At 46.2% G+C, this 24,940-nt stretch carries 26 protein-coding genes; 20 read left to right on the forward strand and 6 right to left on the reverse strand.

Annotated elements, in window-relative coordinates; translation table 11 throughout:
* Positions 1–25 precede the first annotated feature (25 nt).
* The 8 genes from cobD to CHX35_RS07885 all read left to right on the forward strand — a co-directional run bounded on the left by cobD (position 26) and on the right by CHX35_RS07885 (position 7,471).
* The gene (gene cobD / locus CHX35_RS07850) at positions 26–1,219 is read left to right on the forward strand and encodes a threonine-phosphate decarboxylase CobD (protein ID WP_091836347.1); all 1,194 of its coding nucleotides are present in this window, start codon (positions 26–28) and stop codon (positions 1,217–1,219) included.
* Positions 1,216–1,761, forward strand: a complete 546-nt coding sequence (cobU, locus tag CHX35_RS07855; protein ID WP_091836349.1) for a bifunctional adenosylcobinamide kinase/adenosylcobinamide-phosphate guanylyltransferase — start codon at positions 1,216–1,218, stop codon at positions 1,759–1,761. Before cobD ends, cobU begins: the two co-directional genes overlap by 4 nt.
* On the forward strand, positions 1,762–2,499 hold the full coding sequence (gene cobS / locus CHX35_RS07860; protein WP_091836351.1) for an adenosylcobinamide-GDP ribazoletransferase: 738 nt from the start codon (positions 1,762–1,764) through the stop codon (positions 2,497–2,499).
* Complete coding sequence (locus tag CHX35_RS07865; protein ID WP_176391965.1) at positions 2,496–3,128, forward strand: histidine phosphatase family protein; 633 nt, start codon at positions 2,496–2,498, stop codon at positions 3,126–3,128. Before cobS ends, CHX35_RS07865 begins: the two co-directional genes overlap by 4 nt.
* Positions 3,113–4,603: a cobyric acid synthase gene (locus tag CHX35_RS07870; protein ID WP_091836355.1), complete on the forward strand. Its 1,491-nt coding sequence runs from the start codon at positions 3,113–3,115 to the stop codon at positions 4,601–4,603. Before CHX35_RS07865 ends, CHX35_RS07870 begins: the two co-directional genes overlap by 16 nt.
* Complete coding sequence (locus CHX35_RS07875) at positions 4,600–5,322, forward strand: adenosylcobinamide amidohydrolase (RefSeq protein WP_176391966.1); 723 nt, start codon at positions 4,600–4,602, stop codon at positions 5,320–5,322. The genes CHX35_RS07870 and CHX35_RS07875 overlap by 4 nt, the downstream gene beginning before the upstream one ends.
* On the forward strand, positions 5,322–6,284 hold the full coding sequence (cbiB, locus tag CHX35_RS07880; protein ID WP_425435318.1) for an adenosylcobinamide-phosphate synthase CbiB: 963 nt from the start codon (positions 5,322–5,324) through the stop codon (positions 6,282–6,284). The genes CHX35_RS07875 and cbiB overlap by 1 nt, the downstream gene beginning before the upstream one ends.
* Before the next feature lie 143 nt (positions 6,285–6,427).
* Positions 6,428–7,471 (forward strand): YncE family protein, encoded by a 1,044-nt coding sequence (locus tag CHX35_RS07885; RefSeq protein WP_176391967.1) that lies wholly within the window; start codon positions 6,428–6,430, stop codon positions 7,469–7,471.
* A gap of 405 nt (positions 7,472–7,876) precedes the next feature.
* Here the strand turns inward: CHX35_RS07885 and CHX35_RS07890 are convergent, their stop codons facing one another.
* Positions 7,877–8,194 carry a DUF3817 domain-containing protein gene (locus CHX35_RS07890; protein WP_091836363.1) on the reverse strand — a complete coding sequence of 106 codons (318 nt, stop codon included), beginning with the start codon at positions 8,192–8,194 and terminating at the stop codon, positions 7,877–7,879.
* Between the two features lie 185 nt (positions 8,195–8,379).
* Between CHX35_RS07890 and CHX35_RS07895 the strand changes: the two genes are divergently transcribed.
* Positions 8,380–9,216: a sulfurtransferase gene (locus CHX35_RS07895; protein WP_342743127.1), complete on the forward strand. Its 837-nt coding sequence runs from the start codon at positions 8,380–8,382 to the stop codon at positions 9,214–9,216.
* Between the two features lie 60 nt (positions 9,217–9,276).
* Here CHX35_RS07895 and CHX35_RS07900 read toward each other — a convergent pair whose 3' ends face one another.
* On the reverse strand, positions 9,277–10,137 hold the full coding sequence (locus CHX35_RS07900) for a DUF72 domain-containing protein (protein ID WP_091836366.1): 861 nt from the start codon (positions 10,135–10,137) through the stop codon (positions 9,277–9,279).
* A 165-nt stretch (positions 10,138–10,302) separates the two neighbouring features.
* Here CHX35_RS07900 and CHX35_RS07905 point away from each other — a divergent pair, with 165 nt between their 5' ends.
* The 4 genes from CHX35_RS07905 (at position 10,303) to CHX35_RS07920 (ending at position 14,685) form a co-directional block, all read left to right on the forward strand.
* The gene (locus CHX35_RS07905) at positions 10,303–10,734 is read left to right on the forward strand and encodes a M67 family metallopeptidase (RefSeq protein WP_091836368.1); all 432 of its coding nucleotides are present in this window, start codon (positions 10,303–10,305) and stop codon (positions 10,732–10,734) included.
* A 33-nt stretch (positions 10,735–10,767) separates the two neighbouring features.
* On the forward strand, positions 10,768–12,273 hold the full coding sequence (locus tag CHX35_RS07910) for a nicotinate phosphoribosyltransferase (protein WP_281252067.1): 1,506 nt from the start codon (positions 10,768–10,770) through the stop codon (positions 12,271–12,273).
* Between the two features lie 140 nt (positions 12,274–12,413).
* Positions 12,414–13,232, forward strand: a complete 819-nt coding sequence (locus CHX35_RS07915; protein ID WP_245838700.1) for a sulfite exporter TauE/SafE family protein — start codon at positions 12,414–12,416, stop codon at positions 13,230–13,232.
* A 13-nt stretch (positions 13,233–13,245) separates the two neighbouring features.
* The gene (locus CHX35_RS07920) at positions 13,246–14,685 is read left to right on the forward strand and encodes a bifunctional metallophosphatase/5'-nucleotidase (RefSeq protein WP_176391968.1); all 1,440 of its coding nucleotides are present in this window, start codon (positions 13,246–13,248) and stop codon (positions 14,683–14,685) included.
* 14 nt (positions 14,686–14,699) lie between these two features.
* Here the strand turns inward: CHX35_RS07920 and CHX35_RS07925 are convergent, their stop codons facing one another.
* Positions 14,700–15,179: a QueT transporter family protein gene (locus CHX35_RS07925; protein ID WP_091836374.1), complete on the reverse strand. Its 480-nt coding sequence runs from the start codon at positions 15,177–15,179 to the stop codon at positions 14,700–14,702.
* A gap of 145 nt (positions 15,180–15,324) precedes the next feature.
* Here CHX35_RS07925 and CHX35_RS07930 point away from each other — a divergent pair, with 145 nt between their 5' ends.
* Positions 15,325–15,582 (forward strand): DUF6154 family protein, encoded by a 258-nt coding sequence (locus tag CHX35_RS07930; protein WP_176391969.1) that lies wholly within the window; start codon positions 15,325–15,327, stop codon positions 15,580–15,582.
* Positions 15,583–15,770: 188 nt separating this feature from the next.
* Positions 15,771–16,184, forward strand: coding sequence for a hypothetical protein (locus CHX35_RS07935; RefSeq protein WP_091836376.1), 414 nt, complete (start codon positions 15,771–15,773; stop codon positions 16,182–16,184).
* Between the two features lie 46 nt (positions 16,185–16,230).
* Here CHX35_RS07935 and CHX35_RS07940 read toward each other — a convergent pair whose 3' ends face one another.
* Both CHX35_RS07940 and CHX35_RS07945 read right to left on the reverse strand, forming a co-directional pair.
* Positions 16,231–17,178, reverse strand: coding sequence for an RluA family pseudouridine synthase (locus CHX35_RS07940; RefSeq protein WP_091836378.1), 948 nt, complete (start codon positions 17,176–17,178; stop codon positions 16,231–16,233).
* A 43-nt stretch (positions 17,179–17,221) separates the two neighbouring features.
* Complete coding sequence (locus tag CHX35_RS07945; protein ID WP_091836380.1) at positions 17,222–17,725, reverse strand: Crp/Fnr family transcriptional regulator; 504 nt, start codon at positions 17,723–17,725, stop codon at positions 17,222–17,224.
* A 111-nt stretch (positions 17,726–17,836) separates the two neighbouring features.
* On the opposite strand from CHX35_RS07945, the gene hmpA reads away from it, so the two are divergent.
* From hmpA to tnpB, 5 genes are all read left to right on the forward strand, one after another.
* Entirely contained in the window at positions 17,837–19,081 is a 1,245-nt protein-coding gene (hmpA, locus tag CHX35_RS07950; protein ID WP_091836382.1) for an NO-inducible flavohemoprotein, read from the forward strand.
* Positions 19,082–19,339: 258 nt separating this feature from the next.
* Complete coding sequence (locus CHX35_RS07955) at positions 19,340–20,080, forward strand: DsbA family protein (RefSeq protein WP_091836384.1); 741 nt, start codon at positions 19,340–19,342, stop codon at positions 20,078–20,080.
* Positions 20,077–20,493 carry a disulfide oxidoreductase gene (locus tag CHX35_RS07960; protein WP_091836386.1) on the forward strand — a complete coding sequence of 139 codons (417 nt, stop codon included), beginning with the start codon at positions 20,077–20,079 and terminating at the stop codon, positions 20,491–20,493. Before CHX35_RS07955 ends, CHX35_RS07960 begins: the two co-directional genes overlap by 4 nt.
* A gap of 225 nt (positions 20,494–20,718) precedes the next feature.
* Positions 20,719–21,828: a DinB family protein gene (locus CHX35_RS07965; RefSeq protein ID WP_091836388.1), complete on the forward strand. Its 1,110-nt coding sequence runs from the start codon at positions 20,719–20,721 to the stop codon at positions 21,826–21,828.
* Positions 21,829–22,172: 344 nt separating this feature from the next.
* Positions 22,173–23,303 carry an IS200/IS605 family element RNA-guided endonuclease TnpB gene (tnpB, locus tag CHX35_RS07970; protein ID WP_091836389.1) on the forward strand — a complete coding sequence of 377 codons (1,131 nt, stop codon included), beginning with the start codon at positions 22,173–22,175 and terminating at the stop codon, positions 23,301–23,303.
* A gap of 67 nt (positions 23,304–23,370) precedes the next feature.
* Here the strand turns inward: tnpB and CHX35_RS07975 are convergent, their stop codons facing one another.
* A complete protein-coding gene (locus tag CHX35_RS07975; protein WP_091836390.1) occupies positions 23,371–24,804 on the reverse strand; it encodes a cytochrome P450 in 1,434 nt (477 codons plus the stop codon).
* Positions 24,805–24,940 lie beyond the last annotated feature (136 nt).

A 24,940-nucleotide genomic window follows, 5' to 3' on the forward strand; every position in this document is an offset into this window, starting at 1 on the left:
TTGTGGGAAGAAAGGATGGTTTACTGTGAAAGGCAAACAAGAGGCAATAGACATCGTTGAACGGTACGGACATGGAGGGGATCCATGGACGGCGGGGGAATTATTTCAACGGGAAGCCAGGGACTTTATCGATTTTAGTGCCAACATTAATCCTTTAGGTCCTCCTACTGAGGTGCTTCGGGTATTGCAAGAAGCCGTTACGGAGGTTGGAGTGCCTGGGTTAGCGCGCTATCCTGATCCTGCTAACCGGGCACTGAAAAAAGCGCTTGCTGAGAGCGTTAACGTCTCAGAATCATTTCTCTTGATCGGAAATGGTGCGGCAGAGTTGATCGATGGTGTGACAAGGTATGTGCAACCTCGAAAAGTAGGAGTGACCGCTCCGGCCTTTCTCGAGTATGAAAGGTGTGCTTGCAAGGAAAAAGCCGAAGTGATTTACTTACCGGCTGGTGAAAAGGAAGGTTTTCTACCCGAAGAGGCGGCACTGATCGAATGGATACATGCTGTGGATCTGGCATGGTTGGGTCATCCCAATAATCCGACGGGTCTTTTAATGCCGCTGTCATTTTTGGAGATCGCAGCAAAGGAAGCAGCGAAGTCAGGAACGATCCTGGTGGTGGATGAAGCATTTCTTGATTTTATCCCCGACGGGGAAAGGAGAAGTTTACTTCCCCGCATTAAGGAGTTTCCGACTACGATTCTACTCCGTTCGATGACCAAGTTCTACGCTTTGCCAGGGTTGCGATTGGGATTTGGCGTGGCTGAGCCCGGTTTAGTAGAGGGGATTTCTGCGATGCAAGTGCCCTGGAGTGTGAACGGATTGGCACAACGGGCAGGCGAAGCGGCTTTGGTTACTTCAGATTTTGCAAATGCCACGTGGAAATGGCTGCAGGAGGAGCGTTCTTTCTTACTCGAGGGGTTAAAGGGGCTTTTGTTGATAGAGTGGGTAATCGGAGCGGTCAATTATTTATTGATCAAGTTAAAGGATTCTCCTGGCATTCAATCTCCCCCTTCTCGCTGGTTGCAACAGAGGTTAGGAGAACGAGGGATCTTAATCCGAGATGCTTCAGGGTATCCAGGTTTAGATGGTTCCTACATTCGAATTGCCGTGCGAAGTCGGGAAGAAAATGCTTACTTATTGACACAGTTACAGGCGATTGAGGAGGAATTACAGAAAGGGCTGGAAGGGGTGGATCGGTGTAAGGAAGGGGGCGGAACATGATTCGGCTAATTACAGGGGGGGTTCGCTCCGGAAAAAGCCAGTTCGCAGAGAGCGCCGCGAGCCAATTAGGGGAAGGAATCCTCTATGTAGCGACGGGTGTAGCGTTGGATGGGGAGATGGAAGAGCGGATTAATTTTCATCGACAGCGTCGTCCATCTACCTGGGGCTTGTTAGAGGAACCACGGAATCTACCTGACGTATTACAACAGGAGGTGGGTAAATGGGATGCTTGGTTAATTGATGATCTGGCTACCTGGGTAGCCAATCATGTGATGGGGCTTCCTGAGGAGTCATTAAAGAATCATCGGTGTTCGATAGAGAAAAAAATGCTTACACAGGTGGAGGAATTGCTTGGGTGTTGTCAGGACAGTGACGTGGTCCTCGTTACCAATGAGGTGGGGCTTGGAGGGGTTTCAATGAATCGGCTGGGACGCCTGTTTCAAGATCTATTGGGTCAAGTCAATCAGCGGATCGCTCAAGAAGCCGATCAGGTGTGGATGGTGGTTTCAGGTATCCCAGTACTCATCAAAGGAGGTAGGTGAATGAACAGCTTTTTAACAGCACTCTCTTTTTTGACACGGATTCCAGTAGGAGTAAAGATGGAACGCAAAACCTGGCAGACAAGTCCCATATGGTATCCTGCTGTGGGCATGGTGATTGGTAGTGTGCTCGTAGTGTTGTATCAGATGTTCGCGTCGATCTTCCCTCCAGCCGTCACAGGGATGCTTGTTGTGACAGGATGGGTGTTTCTCACAGGGGGATTGCACTTGGATGGCCTCATGGATACGGCGGATGGATTGGGCTCGCATCGCGATCGCGAAGAGATGTTAGCCATCATGAAGGATAGCCGCACTGGGGCAATGGGGGTATTAGCAGCCATTGTCGTGTTGGGATTAAAAGTGGTTTGTCTCGCATCCTTTGCAACAGGAGAGTGGGTCCCACTCATCGTTGCGCCAATCATTGGTCGCATGGCATTACTAGCTGGAATCAAATGTTTTCCCTATTTGCGCGAAAAGGGATTAGGTAGCCAATTAGGGGCTGGGATTCCACAGTGGGCATGGATGATTTCGTTGGTCTTTGGAGCGGTCGTGGTAAGTGCCATTGCAGGTGGGCGTGGAATGATCTTGCTCCTTGGAGCAGGTTGTTTCTTTTTCTTTCTTGCCTACGGGATGGTAAAGCGATTAGGTGGGTTAACCGGTGATAGCTATGGTGCTTTGGCAGAGGGGATCGAAACCATGGTACTCCTCCTCGGGGTAGCGACAACGGGGTGGGGGAGTTGAAGCGAAAAGGGGTTTGCTTGCTCTGGATTCGCCATGGACAGACCGAGGCGAACCGACTCGGAAAGTATTGTGGACTCCTGGATGAACCATTAAATGAGGAAGGGCATCGTCAAGTGCGTGACCTTACTCGGGTCATGAAAAATCACGCCGTTGATCATGTGTACAGTAGTGATCGGTTACGTTGTCGCCAGACAGTTGCTGGGCTCAAGGGGTGTTGGAGCAAGGCGGAGGTGTCTATCCTGCCGGATTTACGAGAACTTTCCTTTGGCGAATGGGAGGGGCTTACCTATAACGAGATCCATCAGAAAAGCCCCGCACCCTTACAACTGTGGCTGGATAATCCCGTGACGGTTTCACCCCCAGGGGGTGAGACGTTGGCAGCGTTGGATCAACGGCTCACTGTATGGTTGACATCGCTGGTTGCCAATCACACTGGACAGACGGTGGCAGTGGTTAGCCACGGGGGACCGATTCGTTGGTTTCTCTCCTATTGTTTAGCCAAGAATCCGGATTGTTTTTGGGAACGGGGTCTCACCCATGGGGGTTGGTTTAAGGTTACCGGAGACGGCATGGAATGGCAGGAGGATGAACAGAAGTTGAAGGGGGAACGTGGATGCGAGGCATTATGATTCAAGGAACAGCTTCGGATGTAGGTAAAAGTGTGGTAGCAACCGCCTTTTGCCGCTTGTTTGCCGAAGAGGGATATCGTGTGGCTCCATTTAAAGCGCAAAACATGGCACTCAATTCCTTTGTGACTGTGAAAGGGGGGGAGATTGGTCGTTCCCAGGCTGTCCAGGCAGAGGCAGCGGGAATTGAGGCAACTGTCGATATGAATCCGATTCTCTTAAAACCGAAGGGAGAGCGGATTGCCGAGGTAATTGTCCATGGTCAGCACTATGCTGATTTGGAAGCGGGGGAGTACCAAAATCGAACGATTTCGGAGATGCTGGGGCCAGTGAGTCAATCCCTTCATCGATTAGCAGAACAGGTAGATGTTTTGATTATTGAAGGGGCAGGCAGTCCAGCAGAGATTAATCTAAAAGAACGAGATATTGTCAATATGCGGACAGCGGCGCTAGCAGATGTGCCTGTGATTCTCGTTGCGGATATTGATCGTGGGGGCGTGTTTGCCTCTGTTGTAGGCACCCTTGAAATCCTTGATCCTAGTGAACGTGAGCGAATAAAAGGGATTGTGATCAATAAGTTTCGAGGGGATGTTTCGTTACTGCAACCCGGGCTTGATTGGTTAGAAGAGAAGACGGGGATTCCCGTTCTTGGGGTGCTACCGTGGAAGAAGGTCGAGATCGATCCTGAAGATTCCCTTAGCTTGGATAAGATAGTTACGCATCCGTCAGAGAAAGCAATCGACATTGCGTTAATTCGTTTTCCTCATATCTCAAACTTTACCGACTTTATGCCCCTGATGCGTATTCCTGGAGTGGGGGTGCGCTGGATTGAAAACGATACGGACTGGGGAAACCCGGATGTAGTGATTTTACCGGGTACAAAAAATACGATGGCGGATCTGAAGTGGTTATACCAGAAAGGATTAGCAGACCGCATTCAACAGGTTGCGTCCACCCATGGTTTTGTGGTGGGTATTTGCGGTGGGTTTCAGATGCTGGGCCATTGTCTAGTGGATCCGGAAGGCGTCGAATCCGATATCCCCCATGCGGATGGCTTAGGTCTGTTACCTGTCAATATCCACTTTGAAAGAAGAAAGCGGACCGTGCAGACCAAGGGAGTTGTTAACTCCACGCTTTGGGGAGAAGAAATTCAGGTGGTAGGCTATGAAATTCACCGGGGACGAAGTCAATACAATGGAGAGGCGGTTCCCTTTTTATATCAAAATGACGGAGAAGTCGATGGTGCTGTCGTCGCAGAGGGGCGGATCTGGGGCACCCATCTGCATGGTGTTTTTGATCAGCCGGCATTTCTTCGGCGCTGGATCGAGGAGTTACGAGGGAAAAAAAATTTACCGTCCCTTGGCGAAAATGACTTTCCCATAAGCTCAAAAGAGTCTTCTTATAGCGAATTAGCCCAATGGGTACGAGATCACTTGGACATGAAAAAAGTACAGGCAATGTTGGAGGGAAAGGGATGAAACAGACGGAGGGAAGGCACACCCTGCTTCATGGCGCAGTCATTTTGGAAGGGGAAAAAGAATGGGTTCATATGGAAGCGGATCAGCCGCTTTTAATTCTCTCGAGCGCCTTTAGTGGCGGAGGGTGGAGAAAAGGTAAGCACATTGTCAATCGTCATGTGAAAAAGGGATATGATGAAGCGGATCCGATTAATGAAACGGCAATATGGTTACGGAAAAGAGGCTGGGATCCCGAAGAGACTGTCGCTTTATTAACGGCGGCTTGGGTAGAGCAAGGGAGAATTGTTGAAGAAGAGGATTCCACAGGCTGTGTAGCAGCGATTGTGACGGCAGGTCTGAGTAACGCAGCACGTGCAGGTGTCGATGGCCCAGTTTACCGGCGCTGCAAAGGGGCTGGAACGATCAATACAATTCTGCTGATTGATGGAGAATTAACCCCTGCGGCGATGGTCAATGCAGTGATCATGGCTACTGAGGCAAAAACAGCAGCACTCCAAGATATTAAAGCACAGGATGCTATGGGGAGGGGTGCGACTGGGACGACAACAGACACCATCGTGGTTGCATCAACGCAACGAAGAAAAGATAAATTCCTCCATGAGTACGCCGGTGCGGCAAGTCCTCTTGGAAGATTGATTGGGTTGTCAGTCTACCGAGCCACTCGGGAAGCATTGCTGCAAACTGGACGATTGATTGGTGAGGAGTGGCCAACAACATGATGGCTTGGATTCTAGTACTGGCAGTGCTATTGGATCTTCTTATCGGGGATCCTCGCTGGCTTCCTCATCCAGTGATCGCGATGGGAAAAGGGATATCGATGGTGGAAAGGGGGCTCCGCCGTCTAGCTATCTATTTTCATCTTACCTCCTCCCTTGGGCTACAAATGCTGGGTTGTTTGCTTCCGATTATCGTCGTAGGGAGCACCTACGTGCTAGGTTTTGCTCTTGTCATGGGAGCCTACCAATTATCGCCTTGGCTAGGGGGTGGCGTGGAGGTGTTTTTGATCGCGACGACGATTGCCCCACGTGGGTTAGCAGAGGCAGGGGTAGGAATATATCAAGCTTTAGTCAGAAAGGATTTAGTAGAAGCACGCCAAAAGCTAGGGATGGTTGTGGGAAGAGATACTAAGCATCTTGATGAGCCTGAAATTGTTCGCGGTGCTGTAGAAACTGTCGCTGAAAATATCGTGGATGCCGTTACCTCTCCTCTTTTTTATGCAGCTGTGGGTGGAGCTCCCCTTGCATTAGCTTACCGTGCGGTAAATACTCTGGACTCGATGGTTGGTTACAAAAATGAACGATATCGCTACTTCGGTTGGGCCTCGGCCCGGCTTGATGATATCGCCAACTGGTTACCCGCACGCCTTACATTACCAGTCATGCTATGTGTTCTCGTCTTTACTAGACATTCACCCTTACGCGCATGGCAAATGGTTCAGCGAGATGCGGCACATCATCCGAGCCCAAACAGCGGCATCGCTGAAGCAGCAGTGGCAGGGGGTCTTGGAATCCAACTAGGCGGAACCAATCGATATGGTGGAGAAATCTCTGAACGTGCTCGATTAGGGGATGACCTACGTATGAAACAAAAGGAAGATATTCTGGCGACGGTCCACCTGTTGTGGTGGGTGACAGTGCTTTATACAGGGGGATTATTTGGAGTTAGATACCTTGTTTCTTAATAATGGCTATCCAGTGAATCCTAAGGATCTTGGATTTTTTAGATTAGCCAGTGAAAACAGCGTACCACCTAGATCGTTGCCCATTTCATCATACTGAACCTTTGCATATGGATAGCATGAACCAATGCATAGGGGGCATGTATATGGGAATGGGTAATTATAATGTCGTGGTATCCAATGGTGGTTCGGGAACCATTACCTTTATTGATGGAAGAAGAAATCGCGTAATTAAAACCCTTCGTGTGGGAGAAAACCCTTTTCGCTTAAAAGCAACCTTTAATCAAGAATTGCTTTATGTAGGAAATCAAGGTTCGAATACGGTGTCCGTTGTTCGGTTATCTGATAAAAAATTAATTAAAACGATTCCTGTTGGAGTTCGGCCCTTTGATATCGAGGTTACCTTAAAAGGAGTGACATATGTATCCAATTCAGGGTCGAATACAGTAACAGCCATCCGACAATCGGATAATAAGGTGCTGAAGACCATTCCGGTGGGGAAGAAACCGAAAGATATCATCGGCGAAGTGACGGTTACGGCTACAGGTCCTGAAATTGTAGCGAACTTTGGATCGAATACGCTCTCTGTGATTGGATTCCCAGATCTAAATGTAATAAAGGTGATCAGACGTGGGGTCGGTAAAGGGCCTTTTCTTATTAAAGGGGATGGTCCTACAGAACCCGTGCGAAGTTTATATGTTTTGAATAACCTCTCCAATGATGTTTCGGTGCTTAATGTACAAACGTTGAAAATTACTAAGGTCATTAAGGTAGGAAGAGGTCCACGCGATATAGAATTTCATCCGGATGGAGTACAGGCATATGTTTCGAATGCCCGTTCAGGGACTCTATCTGTTATTGATAGGAGGAAAGGGCGGGTAATCGATAGGATCCAAGTGGGTAAGCGACCCATTGATATGGAGTTTTCACCCGATGGTAAACTTCTCTATGTTCCAAATGCAGGATCCAATACAGTCTCGATCGTTGATACGATCAAACGCAAAGTGATCAAAGAAATTTCAGTTGGGAGGAAACCAACGAATCTCACTATTTCGCCCGATGGAAGGTGGATTTATATCACAAATACAGGGTCCAAAACGGTCTCTGTTATCAGTGCACGCTCTCAACGTGTTGCCAAAACGGTAAGAGTGGGAAGGAATCCAAGAGAAGTGGCGATTGTCGCTAGATAAATTTGGGATAAGGATAGTCAGGTGGGTTATCGATTATCGGAAGAGAGAAGGAGATGTGTGAGGGACAGATAACGCTTTACTAGTGATCGAATGAGGGCTTCAGTGAGGAGGGTGTAGGGTTTTTCAAAGACCAATGCCCCTTGCCCTCGTCTAATGTAGAGGATCGTGGGTATGGGCGAATAAAGTGAGGGAGCGCCTTTCACCATCCCTCTCCCGACAGTTCATCGATTTTGGGCATAAAAAAAGAAAAAACCCGCTGGATGTGTTTCCCAACGGACCCTTCCTTAGTGGCGGATAAATAAGTGCTCTCACAATGGAGTATTGCGATCATATCAAGATATGATTTTAAAATCAAGGACCAATCTTTGGATATATTCAGATTTCTGCAAAATTCCAAGACTCCACTTAATTAGGAAGATCGAGCGACGAGCCATCTTCTTTACTTTGACGAAGCTTTGCTGCAAGGACAAAGGTGCCAAAGGGGAGAATGGATGCAATCGCTGCGCCACATACGCGACCGATCGGCCAACGGTGTACATACCAGACGTGGGCTAAGGTGATAAAGTAACCAATAAATAGGATGCCATGAATCCAACCGACAATCGTAACGGGAAGGGCAATGCCGAGGAGGTACTTAATCGGCATCGCAATTAATAAAAGAACTAAAAAGGAAATGCCTTCTGCCCAACCAACGACACGAAAGCGATTTAAGGGAGTGTTCATAAGGGGTTCACCTCCTAAGAAGTTATAAGAAGAGAGGGTGTCACGTTAACCACAGTCATTCAATCGATTTGTTAAAATAAAAGGGAAGTTCAACTGTTAGTATAGCAAGGGATGGGAATGGATTCCGACAATTTCAAATAAGTTCATGGATATGCCTTATCAATGGAGGGGTTGAATTGGATAACGTGCTAGTATCATCCACCTGGTTAAAGGAATATTTGCAAGATGAGTCCCTTGTGCTAGCGGATTGCCGCTTTAATTTGGCTAAACCCTCAGAAGGGAAAAATGCTTACGATGATCGCCATATTCCTGGGGCGGTTTACTTTCACCTTGACGATGAATTATCCGGTCCGGTTACAACCCATGGTGGTCGTCACCCACTTCCTGATCGGACATCATTCGCGAATCTTCTGGGGGAAAAAGGGATTGATCAAAAGAAAACCGTCGTGATCTATGATGATCAAGGAGGCGCTATGGCAGCTCGCCTATGGTGGATGCTAAAGTACCTGGGTCATGAAAATGTAGCCGTGCTCAATGGTGGCTTTACTGCATGGGAAAAGGCAGGGTATCCGGTGACCAGTGAGCCTACCAGGGTGATTCCGACCTACTTTGAACCTGATATCAAGGAACCTGATCAGCTTGTTCAAATGGATGAGGTTCGAAGGGGAGACATGTTATTGATCGATTCGCGAGAGCCAAAGCGATACCAAGGTATTGAAGAGCCCATTGATAAAAAGGCAGGGCATATTCCGGGTGCGGTGAATCGTTTTTGGAAAGAGAATTTGATGGACGATCAACATTGGAAATCTTCTCAAACGTTAAAAGAAGAGTGGTCCTTCATTTCTTCGCAAACCGCGCCGATTATCTATTGTGGTTCAGGTGTGACGGCGTGCGCCAATTTGTTGGCACTCCAACATGCGGGATACCCTCATGGACGACTTTACCTGGGTAGCTGGAGTGATTGGGTCAGTTATGATGACAATCCAGTAAAGAAAGGGATCAGCCCTCTTAAAGACGAATAACCAAGTAAAAATGCGAAAACGCCGACAGAAAATATAATGTCGGCGTTTTTTGTTGGATGTTTAAAATATGTCCAACTGTCTTGAGGCGAGTCCTTCGGGATCAATGCCGAGGATCTTTGTCATCCGTTTGGCATCAGTAGCTGCATCGCCCTCAGAATTGTTGTTGAAAAGTAAGGTCAGTTGGTTGGTTTCTTTTTGTAGATGCCGGATGCGAACCTTCCATTCTTCTAATTCTTCATCCGAGTAGCGGTAAGCATAGCGGACGGCCCGCCAGTCCTCATTAGACCGCCCTGATTGATTCCATCCATGATGATTGCGCCCATGGAAACGAAGAAGTGTTTGTTCTGGATGAGTGACTGCTGGAACGATGGGAACGCTACTGATACCGGCTTGAGGTTCATCACAAATCACATGAATTAACTCTTCCCGTTTAAGAAATTCAAGCGTTCGATCATAGTATTCGGGTAGAAACCATGTTCGATTACGAAATTCGATGGCAAGGGGTAGGTCCTTCAATTCCTGTCGACAACGACGAATATAGTGAACATGTTCTTTTTTACAATCAAACCAAGGTGGAAATTGAAACAGTACGGCAGTTAGTTTCCCTTTATCTACTAGCGGGGATAGACTCTCACGAAAGTCCGCGAACCATGCCACGCCACTTTTTTCGGGCGCATTTTTCCCCCGTCCATGTCCAGTCAATTCGCGATACGCTTTTACCACAAAGCGAAAGGAGGGTGGAGTATCTGCCGCCCACTGTTCCATTCGTTCAGGACTGGGGATTGCATAGTACGAGCTATCCACTTCAACGACGGGGAAGTGACCTGCGTAGCTTGATAATTTCTCTTTGGAAGTGGTTCTAGGTGGGTAGATATCGTGATCTCCCCATCCACAAAGACCAATTTGAATTGGGTTGTTCATTATGGATCCCCCTCTAATACGTGCCGCCATTGTACCATAGGACCCTACTACTCGTTCAGATGGATACACATTTTGCTGACATGATTCGATGAAGTACAATGGGGAAATGAAGACATTCTCTTATCAAACAGGGGAGACCCATGTTGATCGTAAGGGGAAGAAGTGATGAACAGGAATTGGAAACGTCGAGAAGAGGGTACATATTGGATACATTCAGAGGTGGTTCATGTGCTTCAGGAGCATTGTGTTAACCAACTCCCCCAGGAAGGCTGCGGAATACTTGCAGGAAGCGGTCGAGAAATTACTTCCTTTTTCCCAGTAAAGAATCAAGAGGAAAGGACAAATGCCTATTCCTTTGAAGCCCGCTCCTACCTCACTGCATTAAAAGAAATCAGAAATCAAGCGATACAATGGATTGGGATTATTCATTCCCACCCGAATACCGAGCCTTATCCCTCCTTTGAGGACATTGCCCGTTGGCCGGATCCGATGTTGACTTGTTGGATTTTGTCACTAAAGGAGCAACCTAATCTAGCGGCTTTTTCCATTCGGGAGGGAACCTGTCTTCCGATACCGTACCGAGTGAAGGTCATTTAAGGAGAATTGACTGAGCTGACTGGAGTGAAGGCATTGAATAACAATGGATCCGAATTTTCGGCTTTACATACGGATAAATACCAATTAACGATGATATATGCGCATTGGAAGAATGGAAGTCACCTTGATCGAAAGGTTTATGATCTGTATTTTCGCAACCTTCCTTTTGGGAATGGGTATGCGGTGTTTGCGGGATTAGAGCGTGCGCTTCAATATCTAGAGCAGCTCCACTTTTGTGAAGAAGAGATTGACTATTTATCCCGTCAACCAGAGAATTTTGATCCCAGATTTTTAGAGTTGCTACGTCGCTTTCGTTTTAGTGGGAATCTCTATGGTATGCAAGAAGGCACCATGGTGTTTCCTAACGAGCCTCTCCTTCGGGTGGAGGGAAGTGTCATGGAGGCTCAGTTAATCGAAACGGCGCTCCTGAACTTTATCGGTTATCAGACCTTGATTGCGACAAAAGCGGCTCGCATTCGTACCATCGCAGAAAAAGAGATGTTGATGGAATTTGGAACCCGGCGCGCACAAGAATCCGATGCGGCACTCTGGGGTGCCCGTGCAGCCTATATCGCAGGATTTGATTCTACCAGTAATGTGAGAGCGGGACAGCGGTTTGGTATTCCGATCAGTGGGACCCATTCCCATGCGTGGGTGCAAGACTTTGAAAGTGAACTGGAAGCGTTTCGTACCTTTGCTTACGCTTTTCCAGATGATTGTGTGTTGTTGGTTGATACATATGACACGTTAAAAAGTGGAGTTCCCCATGCCATTCAAGTGGGGAAGGAACTTCGGGCAAAGGGACACGAATTAAAAGGCATTCGATTAGATAGCGGTGACTTAGCTTATCTATCGAAGGAAGCTCGCCAAATGTTGAATGAGGCAGGTCTTGAGCAAACGAAAATTGTCGCATCGAGTGATCTCGATGAATATACGATTCAAAGCTTACGTAATCAAGGGGCAACCATCGACGCATGGGGGGTTGGTACGAAATTAATTACGTCCTATGACCAACCTGCTTTGGGGGCTGTTTATAAGTTGGTTGCTCGAGAGAAGAATGAAGAGTGGCAGCCGACCATTAAAATTTCCTCCAATCCTGAAAAAATCACTACACCGGGTGTGAAACAAGTTTTCCGTTTAATTGATCGTCAGCTCAACAAGGCGCGAGGGGATCTTATTTTAGAAGAAGGGCATCGATTGGATGAAGAGCAGCCCCTTACACTCTTTCATCCGATTCATACCTATCGTAAGAAAGAGGTTCATCAATTTCGAGCCGTGGAGTTACTGCAGCCAATGATTCTACAAGGCGAACAGGTATATGAGCTACCTTCTATTGATTCGATTCGTCAGTATTATAATGAACAGCGAGGCCTATTTTGGGAAGAGCATACCCGTTTATTAAATCCAGAAGAGTATCATGTCGATCTATCCAAGGATTTATGGGACAAAAAACAAACCTTATTACAATCAATTTATCAGCGTATTAAAAATGATAATCTACCTGGATCCGAGGATCACCCGCAAAATCCCATGATATAATGAGAATAAGAAATTATCCGCCTCTGTGCTGTGGGCGGATTTTTTGTATGATAGTAAGTAGGAGAGAGTACGGGAATCAATTAACAGACAGTACCTAAAAATAAATCTACACCGATTTAATTGGGAAGGGAACGATCGATATGGAATGGTTGATCCTGTTAGCTATTGGCCTATTTTCAGGGACCATCGGTAGTTTAGTGGGTCTTGGTGGGGGAATTATCACGGTACCCGCACTCTTATTTTTAGCATCGATTTATCCCGATTATCACGAGATTACCCCACAGGTAGCTGTTGGAACGTCCTTAATGCTGATTATTATCACAGCGTTATCCTCTGTGTTTTCCTATGCCAGACAAAATCGTGTCGATTTTCAAAGTGGTTGGGTGTTTTTCCTAGGCAGTGGGCCAGGTGCGATATTTGGAGCTTACCTGACAAGCTATTTTAATCCAAGGGAATTTCATATTGGTTTCGGTGTCCTGATGATCGTGGTTGCTGGGGTGTTAACTTTCCAAAATCGCTTGAATTTCGGGGAGATTCGCTGGAGTGTTCAGCGGGAATTCCAAGATTCAGAAGGGAATATATACCGATATGGTTATCATTATTTGACGGCCCTCGTTGTTTCGTTTTTCGTTGGAACGATATCCAGTCTGTTTGGAATTGGTGGCGGCGCACTCATCATGCCAGTGATGTTGCTTTTATTCCGTTTTCCAGCCCATGTGGCTACGGCAACGTCCATGTTTATCATCTTTTTATCTTCCATTGTGGGATCGACGGTTCATTTTTTTCAGGGGAATATTGATTGGTGGGCAGTGATTTGGATTGCGCCAGGAGCTTACCTGGGTGGAAAATTAGGAGCCTGGCTTTCTAACCGTATGAGTAGTCAGGGTATCCTGATCGCGTTACGTTTGATGATCATCGCAGTCGCATTGAAAATGATCGTGGATGGATTTACCCATTAAGGGAGGAGATTTTTTGCACCAACGGATCCGTGTACATCTCTTACATACCAATGATATCCATAGTCACTTTGATAAGATGCCTCATATGTATACAGCCATATCCACCTTGCGCAAGGAGCTTCATCGTTCTAATGAACCGTGCTTTACAGTCGATGTAGGGGATCATATGGATCGTGTTCGCATTGAAACCGAAGGTTCTCATGGGCTAGCCAACCGAGATATTATGTGTGCTACGGGCTATCAATTGGTGACATTGGGAAATAATGAATTGCTTACTTTCTCAAAGGACGAGCTGCGGGAGTTGTATCAAGACGCTCCATTTACCGTTTTAGCTACCAATGTGAAGGAGAAGGAAGGGGGGACTCCTTCATGGGCTCGTGATATCGTCATTCAAGAAATAGATGGCTGTCGAATTGCTTTTTTGGGGGTGACGATCTCTTTTCCAACGGTGTATGAGTTACTAGGTTGGAATGTGGAGGATCCCTTTGACGTCCTCGCAACTGAGGTTGCGAAGGTTCGAGGAAAAGTAGATGGAATTGTTCTGCTCTCTCATTTAGGGTTGGGAAACGACAGACGATTAGCAGAACGGATCCCTGGGATTGATGTGATACTCGGAGGACATACCCACCATCTGTTGAGAACCCCGGAGTGGGTAGGCTCTACCATGATTGCTGCAGCAGGGCAATTTGGAGAATATCTTGGTCATGTGACGATGGAGTTGGATAAAGGTACCCGGCGGATTAGTAAGATGACAGCTAAATGTGTGCCGGTTGAAGAATTTTTACCAGATCAGGGAATGGAAAAAGATATCCTGTATTTTCGTCAAAAGGCGCAAGCGGCGTTAGCAGAGCCCCTCCTCACATTAACGGATCCATTGCCAATTCATTGGAATGATGAGTCCCCTTTGGGTAATCTTTTAGCCGATGGACTATTAGCGTGGATGGACGATGCAGACTGTGCCATGGTGAATGCAGGACAACTACTGGATGGTTTAGAGCGAGGTGGGGTCTCCCGTGCTCGTTTACATGAAATTTGCCCTCATCCGATTAACCCTTGCCGGATGATCCTAACGGGTGAACGTATACGACTCACATTAGAACAAGCAGTGGTTAAGGAGTTTCAGAATCGACGAATTAAGGGGTTTGGCTTCCGAGGGAAGCAACTCGGTACGATCAATATGGCGGGGATCGAGGCGATTTATGATGGGTCGAGGCCGCCGATGGAGCGTTTGCGCTCGGTGATGATTAATGGCTTCCCGTTAGAAGATGATCGGCAGTATCAAGTAGCGACCATCGATATGTTTACCTTTGGTGTCGGCTATTTAGAAATGCAGAAGGGTGAGCCCATTCAGTATTGTCTTCCTGAATTCCTGCGGGATGTGCTAGCCCATCAGTTACAACAACCCGGGGCGATTCAAAATGCATGGAAACGACGTTGGCATCCAATTGTATAACATGAAAGGATCAATTAACGGGATCTCGCCCCTGGAATTTGATCACGAAAGCGTTCAATCAAGCGGAGAAAAGGCAGTCCAAATCCATAGCATACGATTAATTGCCCGATGCCTACATAGAGCATCGCAGCTGGAATCGTCACGGGTAGACCACTTACTGTTCCAAGTAGAATGCCGATGATGATCGCATTGATAAGGACGGGAGGGAGCGGGGCAAGCCAACGGGTTGGCATTTTTGCTGTTAACCAAGCGGCTATAAGGGAAGCGAGGCTGCCAAAGAGCACGTCATAAAGTCCCACTGGGCTAAATAAATTGGCAATGATTGCACCAATGAACAAGCCTGGAATGGCAAGGGGAGTAATCCATGGCAGTACCGTTAAACTTTCTGAGATGCGAAACTGGATGAAGCCATAGGAGAATGGGGAGAGCGCTAAAGTTAGGGCCGCATAGATGGCAGCGATGAGGGCAATGGTGGTCAGGTGTCGTGTAGGCATGAGAGTACCTCCTTATTTTGAATGTAGTATGCCCATCATTCTAGCATGCTTTTCCCTTTCTCAGGGTAGTTTAACGAACGCACAAGGTTCTTCTCGCATGGGGATCAGAGTTACGTTACAATATCGGAAGAAAGGGAGGTTGTCTATGCGGTTTGTAGAAGATATTTACTCTTTATATAGAGATCAATTGGGTGAAGATGAAGATAACGCGGTATCCGTGGTACTTAGTATTTTGGAAGACCATTCCCGTAATGATATGATGAATCTGATTAAAGAGATGGACGATGATGAAGTATTACAGATGGTGGGCGTCTATTTAGTAGAAATGTTAAAGATGAAAATGGCGCAAGAGGGAAAATTGACCGAATGGGATGATTCCTCCAATTCTGCCCGATATCATTAATAGAAAACCGATGTGGAAGGCTACCTGAAGAGGTGCCTTTTTTATTGTTAAAAATGAAACGAAGATGAGCGTGTCTTCGTTAAGAACGTAAAGAAGGTTTGATGAGCTAGGATTTCAATTCACAGGGTTGCCATACCCTCATTTCAATAAGGAAGTTACCTCAGTTACAATGGAGGGGGGAGGACAATATGTTACTAAAATGGCTGGGAATGGCGGTTGCTTTTGTACTCAGTACATCAACCCTCACAAGCACTTGTAATATTATACAAATACGAGATGGGTGTTTTAGTCGGGATCAGGAAGACGGTCAGGCGGAATTTGAGCGAAATTCAGCCCCCATTCGATCAGAAGCTACGGCTTTTACTTTGACTAACATTGAAACTCCGATTACCTCTCCTAAACTGACGATGGATGAAGCGCAGCGCCTGATTGTCAGTAAACTCCATCCCTCGAGTCAAGTCAAAGCGTTAAAAAGCGAGAGGCGAGAGGGACGATGGGTCTATCGTGCACAAGTGGAGGGAAGGGGAATGGGTGGACAACTCATTCTTGATGCAGAGTCTCGTTCATTAATTGACCTCGAGTGGGGAACGACAAAGGCATAGTTGAACAAGAAAAAGCCCGTAAATTGCACGGGCTTTTTGTTATGCCTTATGGAAGTGACTGTGAAGAATCACTTATAGGGAGTGGAAGTCCAACTGATTGCATGAGATCAGTAAGGTCCTTTGGTGGTGGTGTACTTACTTCGACTAATTGATGGGTGAGGGGGTGTGTGAAGGCAAGGTGACTTGCATGTAAGGCTTGTCGACGAATGTGTGTCATGGGGCCATTGTACAACGCATCGCCATAGAGAGGGTGACCCAAGTGGGAAAAATGAACACGAATTTGATGCGTTTTTCCCGTTTGTAGTTCGACTTGAACCAGCGTAGCGTCCTTTGTTTGTGCGATGACCTGGTAATGGGTGATGGCCTCATCTCCGGTTGATTTTACCTGTCGACGTAGGGGGTGACTATGATCACGAGCGATAGGGGCGCGAATGGTTTCTGAATCCCCTACATTGTTTTCGGTTTTTCCTGATAAGATTGCGAGATATTGACGCTTTAGTCGGTGCTCCCGTAATTCCCGATCCATTAATTGATGGGCGTAGGCAGATTTTGCGACGAGAAGGAGCCCAGAGGTGTTTCGATCTAAGCGATGGACCGGCCGTACCTTTGCTTGAAAGCCTTCTTGTTGCCATTGATAGGTGATCCCGTGAGCGAGTGTCCCCTTGTCTCCTTTTTTTACTGGATGGACCTGGATTCCGGCAGGCTTATTGACGATGAGAAAATCTGAATCCTCCCATTCCGTTGTAAAAGGAACGGGTTCACCCACTAAATCGGCTTTCTCTGGAGGGCGAACCGCTACGTGGAGCTGATCGCCTTCTCGCAGTTTTTTGTTGAGCCACGTCTTTTTTCCGTTGAGACGTAAGCCTTTTCGATGGGTTAATCGATTGATCATGCGATTGGATAATTGCAGAGGTCCCTTTAATACCTCCTCAATGGTATGGTTGTCCCAACTTATTGGAATGGTGTATAAGATCCACGCTGAGTGGGGTTTCATCAAATCACTTCCTTTCATTCTGTTAAAATGGATCTTCTTTTCCTTACATAGTATTTCGCTCTTTCCGAAGCCATCGATTGACAGTTTCACGTGTGAGTCCAAGTAACTGGCCGATTTCCTCTTGTGTTAGCAGCTGCTCGATAGACGCTTCCGAGAAACGTTGATGTAACCAATTTCTGAGAAGAGGAATGCGTTCAGCCGTGGGTGCGGTTAAAAAACCCACACGTTGTTGAATACCACGTAACGTGTTTTGCAAGGAAAGGGCAACCTCACGGTATTTTTCTGGGTATTGCTCTAATTCGTTATACCAGTCCTTAGCAGGGAGGATCGTTACGTCACTATCTGTCATGGCAATTGCGGTGCCATAACAAGGCTGTGGCGAGAGAAGAGAATGATGGGGGAAAAGTTCTCCTTCGGATAGCAAGTTAAATAACAGGGGGGACCCATCGGACTGAAGCCGAATGACCTTCAACAATCCTTTATTTAAACGGTAGAGACGACCCTCATCTCCCTGCCGAAACAAGATTTCCCCTTGACGTAGGATCATGATGTTCACTCCTTTGTCACGGTTCGTGTGATTGTAATCACAGTCATCGATCCCATCTTCATTGTATCCTGAAACCGAACAGAAATAAATTTACGGAAGAAGGGGATTTCGATGTTAGATGAGCGTACCATCCAAATTATTAAAAGTACGGCTCCGATAATTAAAGAGCATGGAGAAGAAATTACACGTTGTTTTTATCAACGTCTCTTTCATCGTCACCCAGAGTTACTCAATTATTTTAACCAAGCAAATCAAAGGCAAGGTCGTCAACAACAGGCGCTAGCAAACGCAGTCTGGGCAGTAGCGGAAAATATTGACCAACTAGAAAAGGTGCTCCCAATGGTCGAAGGCATTGCTCACAAACATCGTGCATTAGGGGTAAAGGCAGAACAATATCCTATTGTTGGCGAAAATTTGTTAATTGCAATTCAGAAGGTACTAGGGCTTTCTCCTACGGATGAGATAATGAAAGCTTGGGAACAAGCGTATGGTGTGATTGCCGAGGTTTTCATTGGCAAAGAGGCAGAAATGACTGCTAAAGCGGCTAATCAACATGGAGGATGGAGCGGATTTCGGGAATTCATCGTTCAGAAAAAAGTCCAAGAAAGTAGCGTGATTGCTTCTTTTTATCTGACCCCGGCTGATCATGGAGCCTTACCTACCTTTCAGCCTGGACAGTATATCACGCTACAAATGAGCATCCCAGGAAGCCCCTATACGCATAACCGTCATTACAGTTTATCAAATGGGCCGGATGAAGCGTTTTGGCGCATTTCTGTGAAACATGAGATGGGAGGAGAAGCTGATCCTGATGGAAGGGTTTCTACCTACTTGCATGAGAAAGTAGGGGAGGGCGATCACCTTTGGTTAAGTGCACCGGCGGGGAATTTTGTATTGGAGAAGTCCTCTTCGCGCCCCGTTGTTTTTCTAAGTGCGGGGGTTGGATTAACTCCGTTATTGTCGATGTTTTCATCGCTTGTCCTGTCCCATTCAAGTCGTGAAATTGTATGGATCCATGCAACACAAAATGGAGATGTTCATGCATTGGCAAAGGAAGTAGAGAAGTGGGGGAAAGGAAAAGAGAATATCAAAACCTATACCTTTTATGAAAATCCAACCCCTATCGATCGTGAATCCAAATGTTTTGATTATGAAGGAAGAATCGAGGTAGACCATCTTCGTCAACTATTACCCAGTACAGAGGTGGATGTATATTTGTGTGGATCGGTCCCCTTTATGAGAAAGATGGCAACGGACTTAAAAAGGATCGGTGTAAGAAATAATCAGATTCATTATGAGGTTTTTGGTCCGACAGCGGCGGATATAAAAGAAGAAACGGAAATTACGCATCAATAAAATTTGTTCTTTTGTTCGATAGACAGTGGTTTATTTTTCCATCGCTTCTGAAGAAATAGGGGCGATGGTTTTTTGTTCTCTAGATATATGGAATAATTTGTTTCAATAATCATGTGTATGATGTTCGGTTATGTTAATGGAGTAAATCATTGTTATCGTGATAAGAGAAGTTTTCCCATCGTTGAAAAGGATCGGAGACAAGGGTATTATGGTTGATAGTAAGGGATGTTATAAAGTAAGCAAAACGGGAGGAGAAGGATGGAGAAGAAAAAGAGTAACAAAAATTCCAAGAAACAGATGGCACAAAAGCGCAAGCAACAGCGCACACGAAATATGAGAGATCTTACGCTAATTACCGGAATTGTGCTTGCGTTGGCAATAGGAATTTTTGCTCTAGTGCAGTCTACATCCAGTGACGCCGATAAAAACCGTGTAGCTGCCTCAGTCTTTCACTATAATGAGCAACCAGTCGAAGGAAACCCAAAGGCAAAGGTGAAAATTGCTGAATTTGGGGATTATAAATGTCCCGTTTGCAAAAAATTTAAGCAAGAAATTTATCCGCAATTAAAGAAAGATTTCTTGGATACCAATAAGGCGGGTATGTACTTTATCAATAATCAATTTATTGGTGAAGATTCGATTACCGCTGGGATTGCAGGCGAAGCCGTTTACGCACAGGATAAAGAAAAATTTTGGAAATTTTACGATGCCATCTATGATAACCAGGGTGATGAAAATCAGACATGGGCGACCCCTGAGTACATGGTTGAGATGACCAAAGAAAATGTTCCAGGCCTAGATTATAAACAATTGGCGAAGGATATTAAGGAACGAACCTACGAGAACAAAGTAAAAGCGGATAAAGAAATGGCAGATAAAGCGGGGGTTTCCGCTGCACCTGCAATCTTTATCAATGGAATACCCGTTGATAATAAGATTACCTTTGACTATCCTAAGTTGAAAAAATTGATTGAGGAAGAAGGGAAGCGTGTCCAGTGAGGGAGTGGCGACAATATAGCCTATATCTGGCTTGGTTGGTTGCATTGCTTGCTCTTTGCGGAAGTTTGTACTTTAGTGAAGTAGCGGGCTTTGTTCCCTGTAAACTGTGCTGGGTTCAACGGATTTTTATGTATCCGTTGGCTCTCATTTTGGGTATTGCTTCTTATCGTGGAGATCGTGGAATTATTGCGTATACCTTACCGATGAGTGTACTTGGTGGAAGTGTTTCGCTTTTCCATTACTTGGAGCAAAAGGTTCCTGGATTTGCCTCTGTGGCACCTTGTACACAAGGGGTTCCTTGTTCTTCGGATTATATTAATTGGCTTGGTTTTATTACGATTCCTTTGTTGGCTTTGGTTGCATTTGTCATGATTTCTATTCTTCTATGGTTCGGAAGAGAACGAATCGAATGACTAAGGGCGCCGAGAACGAATCGGCGTCTTTTTCCATCAAATACCAGCCGTGAACTCTTTAATTTTTTTTCATTTTTGTTGATGGGTTGTATTGGCTCTGATACATTAGTCCTGATATGTGCTTGAGGATGTATCGTTCCCAGCGTGTGTCCGAAATGAATTGACAGGTTGGATGGTTTAGTAATTCCCGGAGCTGTCAATGTTGATATAAGGAGAGATTTTACGGTGAATGAGGAGACTCCTTTGAAACTACTACGAGTAAATAACTTTCATACATCGTTACTTTTTTACAGAGATAAAATTGGGTTTACAGTGGAGCGATGCGATCTAGAAAGAGAAACCGTGTTATTTACCACCACGGGAGATCGCTTGCTTGTGACTGCAAACCCAGAATTAAATGTTGAGGCATTTATCAACGAACCACCCCCTCAACCTTTTTCTGCTCCATACCATGAGGAGGAGACTCCATCTTTTGATGAAGAAGCGGTGGAATCGAAAGCCCATGTAGATGAGGCGGAATCTAAAGAAGTGGAAGCAATGGACCAACCCTTGGAGGAAGTAGATCAACAGGAAAATGACCTTGAGGAGGAGGTCTATGCCGAAGATTTAATTGGGGAAATTGCGGAGGATGATTCCCCTGAGTCGATAGCACCTGAAGAAGAGTCCTTCTCTGCTAATACACTTCGAATTGAAGAAATTAGCCAGGGAGAGCGTTTGATGTTTCCTGGGGAAAATCTGCTTTTTCATCAAGAGCGTTTAACCCATCTCGGATTGGTGGATCTCTTGTTAGAGGAGTACCCCGGTGTGGAGCAGTTGTTGATTCTCAAAGATCCTGACGGATACGAGATTGCTTTTTGTGAGGATCGGCGCCTTAATCAAGAGGAATTGTTTTCCCTTTATGAAAAAGGGGTGGATCTACTTGAGGGCGCCATTATTGGGATGACAGAGGAAGAACTTGACATGGTGACGCGTGAGGGAACCACAATCCGTCATACGATCCTACAACTGGTTGATTTCGATATGGAAATGGCTCAACGGATCAAATGGGCGTTGGCAGAGTCCGGTCGTTCTTATCCCCTACCCTTGTATGAAGCAGAGGAGTGGGCAGAGACACTCGACTATGCTTCTCGACCCATTCACGTCGAAGTATCTCTTCTTCGCATGCTGAGGGATCATATCCTCACCCTATGTGAACGAATTCCTGATTCGTTAACAAAGCATTTGGTGTCTGAGCATGGAACGGTAGAAGTACGGACCATGATGCAGGTGGCTGCAGAAACCTCCCGTGAACAAATTCAGTCCATTTTAGATATCCGGCGCTTTCACAGTAGCTAAATAGCGATCATAAAAAACACAGCCGTGGTTCGTAGAATGCTTGAACCTTTGCTGTGTTTTTTATGATGGCAAGGGGTTATCAGTGTAGAGGAGGAGTTGAAACTGTGTGGCTACTCGGAGCATGGATTGTCAACGAGTAGGCGCTCGAAGAGTTTGAAAATAAACATGCTAGGAGGCAATCACACTTATAGATTGCGAGTGGGAAAACCCAGCCCTTCAGGGTTGGGATGAAAGCGAGCGTACCACAGGCATTTCCTTCGGTCATCAGACGAGGAAGGGGCGTTTTTTCCCCTCTCGCAAGTCTGACCGTCCCGTATATAATTAAGTATCGGGGAGGTGAAGTCGTGCACAAAGCGTATAAATTTCGATTGTATCCAACCAAGGAACAAATTATTCTCATCAATAAATCCATCGGCTGTAGTCGGTTCACGTTTAACTACTTTCTAGCGAAATGGAACGAAACCTACGATCAAACGGGAAAAGGTCTCACCTATGGTTCTTGTTCTACCCAACTGACTGCTTTGAAAAAAGAGATCGACTGGCTACGGGAAGTGGATTCGACTTCGCTTCAGAATACCTTGAAACACCTAGCGGATTCCTTCGCTCGTTTCTTTAAAAAGCAAAATGATCGCCCACGCTTTAAAAGCAAACGAAACCGTGTCCAGTCCTACACCAGTCAGTGCAACTATTCGAAAAAAGGGAAACCCACGGTCGAGGTGGTAGCCAATCGGATCAAACTTCCGAAACTGGGGTGGGTGCGGTTTGCTAAGTCGCGTGAAGTAGCAGGACGGATTCTTTCCGCCACCATCCGTCGCAATCCTTCGGGAAAGTTCGTTGTATCCGTCCTGTGCGAGATCAGCGAGTGTCCAGTTGTCCCTGTGGCTAAAGGGAAGGCCGTCGGCATTGACTTGGGGCTGAAAGACTTTGCCATTCTGACCGATGGAACCAAAGTCAAACCGTCCCGCTATTTCCGCCAGTATGAAAAGAAGTTAGCCCACGCGCAAAGGATCATGAGCCGTCGCACCAAGGGCGGTTCCAACTGGCACAAAGCACGGATTAACGTCGCCCGCATTCATGAGAAGATCAGTCATGCTCGCCATGACTTTCTCCATAAGCTGTCTTCGAAGCTGATTCGTGAAAACCAAACGATCTGCATCGAAGACCTTTCTGTCAAGAACATGGTGAAGAATCACAAACTAGCCAAATCCATCACCGATGCATCCTGGTCAGAATTTGTAACTATGCTCACCTACAAGGCAACATGGTACGGAAGAAACGTGGTGAAAGTAGGGAAACAGTTCCCTTCCAGTCAGCTGTGTTCTTCCTGTGGCTACCGTAACAAGGATGTAAAGAACCTCAACTTACGAGCATGGATATGCCCCACGTGTGAGGCTCACCATGATCGAGACATTAATGCATCCAAGAACATCTTGCAAGAAGGACTTCGTGTACTTGCGGTTGGGCAGACCGTCTAAGCTTGGGGTGGATCCTGTCAGGTGATGGGAGCTTTCAAGAATCCCACTGGTTTCAGCCGTGGGAGTGTCAATGAAATTGTACGTGATTGCAAATACTCCCTCTGATTTCAGGGATTGTAGGAGTGGCTAGGTGGTGGGGTATTAATTTTACAGGAAAATCCATATCTGGTTGGAGTGTGATCCCTACCCGAAGATTGACGTCAATCGTAGGGGGAAGTTGAAAATGATAACGAGGTAAAAGGGTAATAAGAACACCCTTGATTACCTGGGTTGCCAGGGATGCACCAATACACTTACGGGGTCCAGCTGAAAAGGGAAGGTATTCAAAGGGAGAGGGTCGTATGTGAGCCCAACGACTGGGTTGGAATCGTTGAGGTTGGTCATATAACTCAGGTAAGCGATGGGTATGAAATGGACTATAAATAACTTCAGTGCCAGGAGGGACCTCCCAAGGATTGAGAAATGCCCCGGGCTGGGCGACACGCCAACAGATCGGTGCAGCAGGAAGAAGGCGTAAGCTTTCTTTGACAACGTGGTCCAAATGGGTCAACTTTCGAATTTCATCCTCAGAGATCGAATCCCCATTGAATGGGCCGCTAATTTCTTCAGTTAGATTATGGAGCTCCTTGGGGTGACTTGCGAGAAGGAAAAGGGTCCATAGGATGGAAGAAGCGACGGTTTCATATCCTGCCATTACAAATGTAAAAAGATGACCGATTGCCTCGGTTTCAGTAAGCGATTCATTTTTTGGAGCATGATGACAGAGTTGGGTGAGCACACTCTGATCTTCCTTCGATGCTTCTTGCCAAAAGCGCCTGAAAGTATCTTCTATAAAGGAAGCTTCCTCACGGACTCGGTCTTTGGGGTTATCGGGTAAATTTAAAGTGATACCTCGACTGGCATCGAGAAGGTGTTCTAACCAACTTTGCGCATTGGACAAATGTTGGGGGTGCCCCATTCCTGTTTTACCAAGAAAAATATGCCATAAAATGGTGAGGGAGAGGGACGTCGTTTCTCTTGCAAGATCCATCCATTCGTCTGGTTTCCATGTGGAACTTATTTCGTGAGTAATACGGAGAATATCCGGTGTGTATCGCTCGATTGTGGAGCGATGAAAGGCGGGCATTACTTTTTTTCGTTGGCATTGATGAGGGGATCCGTTGTAACTAAATAACCCTGTTGTGATTCGTCGCAGCGCAGTTTCTTCTGCTTCACATTCGGGAAAGAGAGGCGTCATTATGGAATGAGAATGAAAAAGACTGGGATTGCGAAGGATCGTTTCCGTTTGTTTTGGTCCGAAGGCGAAGACAGTGCCTGGGGTCTTTTCACTAGGAAGATACAGCCCTTTGTTTCCCCCACGTAAAAAGGCAACAACATCTCCATAATGTTGATAAAGCGTAGACATATGACCGAGTGGGTCAACAAGATACGACCAGGTCGGATCCTGTGATTCAGTGGTGGAAGCAGGATTGGGTCCAGGAATTTGGTGAAATGTAGACATAGTGCTTCCCCCTTAGGGCAGACTCTTTTTTTCTTTTTATGCGTGAAAAATGTAGCTAATACCATATCTGAGTAGGATACTCTGGTAGAAAAGCAATCTAAGATGAATCCATCCTGAACAATGAGTCCCTGTCTAG

The organism is Marininema halotolerans (genome assembly GCF_900116235.1).
In the GTDB taxonomy this organism is placed as follows: Bacteria; Bacillota; Bacilli; order Thermoactinomycetales; family DSM-45169; genus Marininema; species Marininema halotolerans.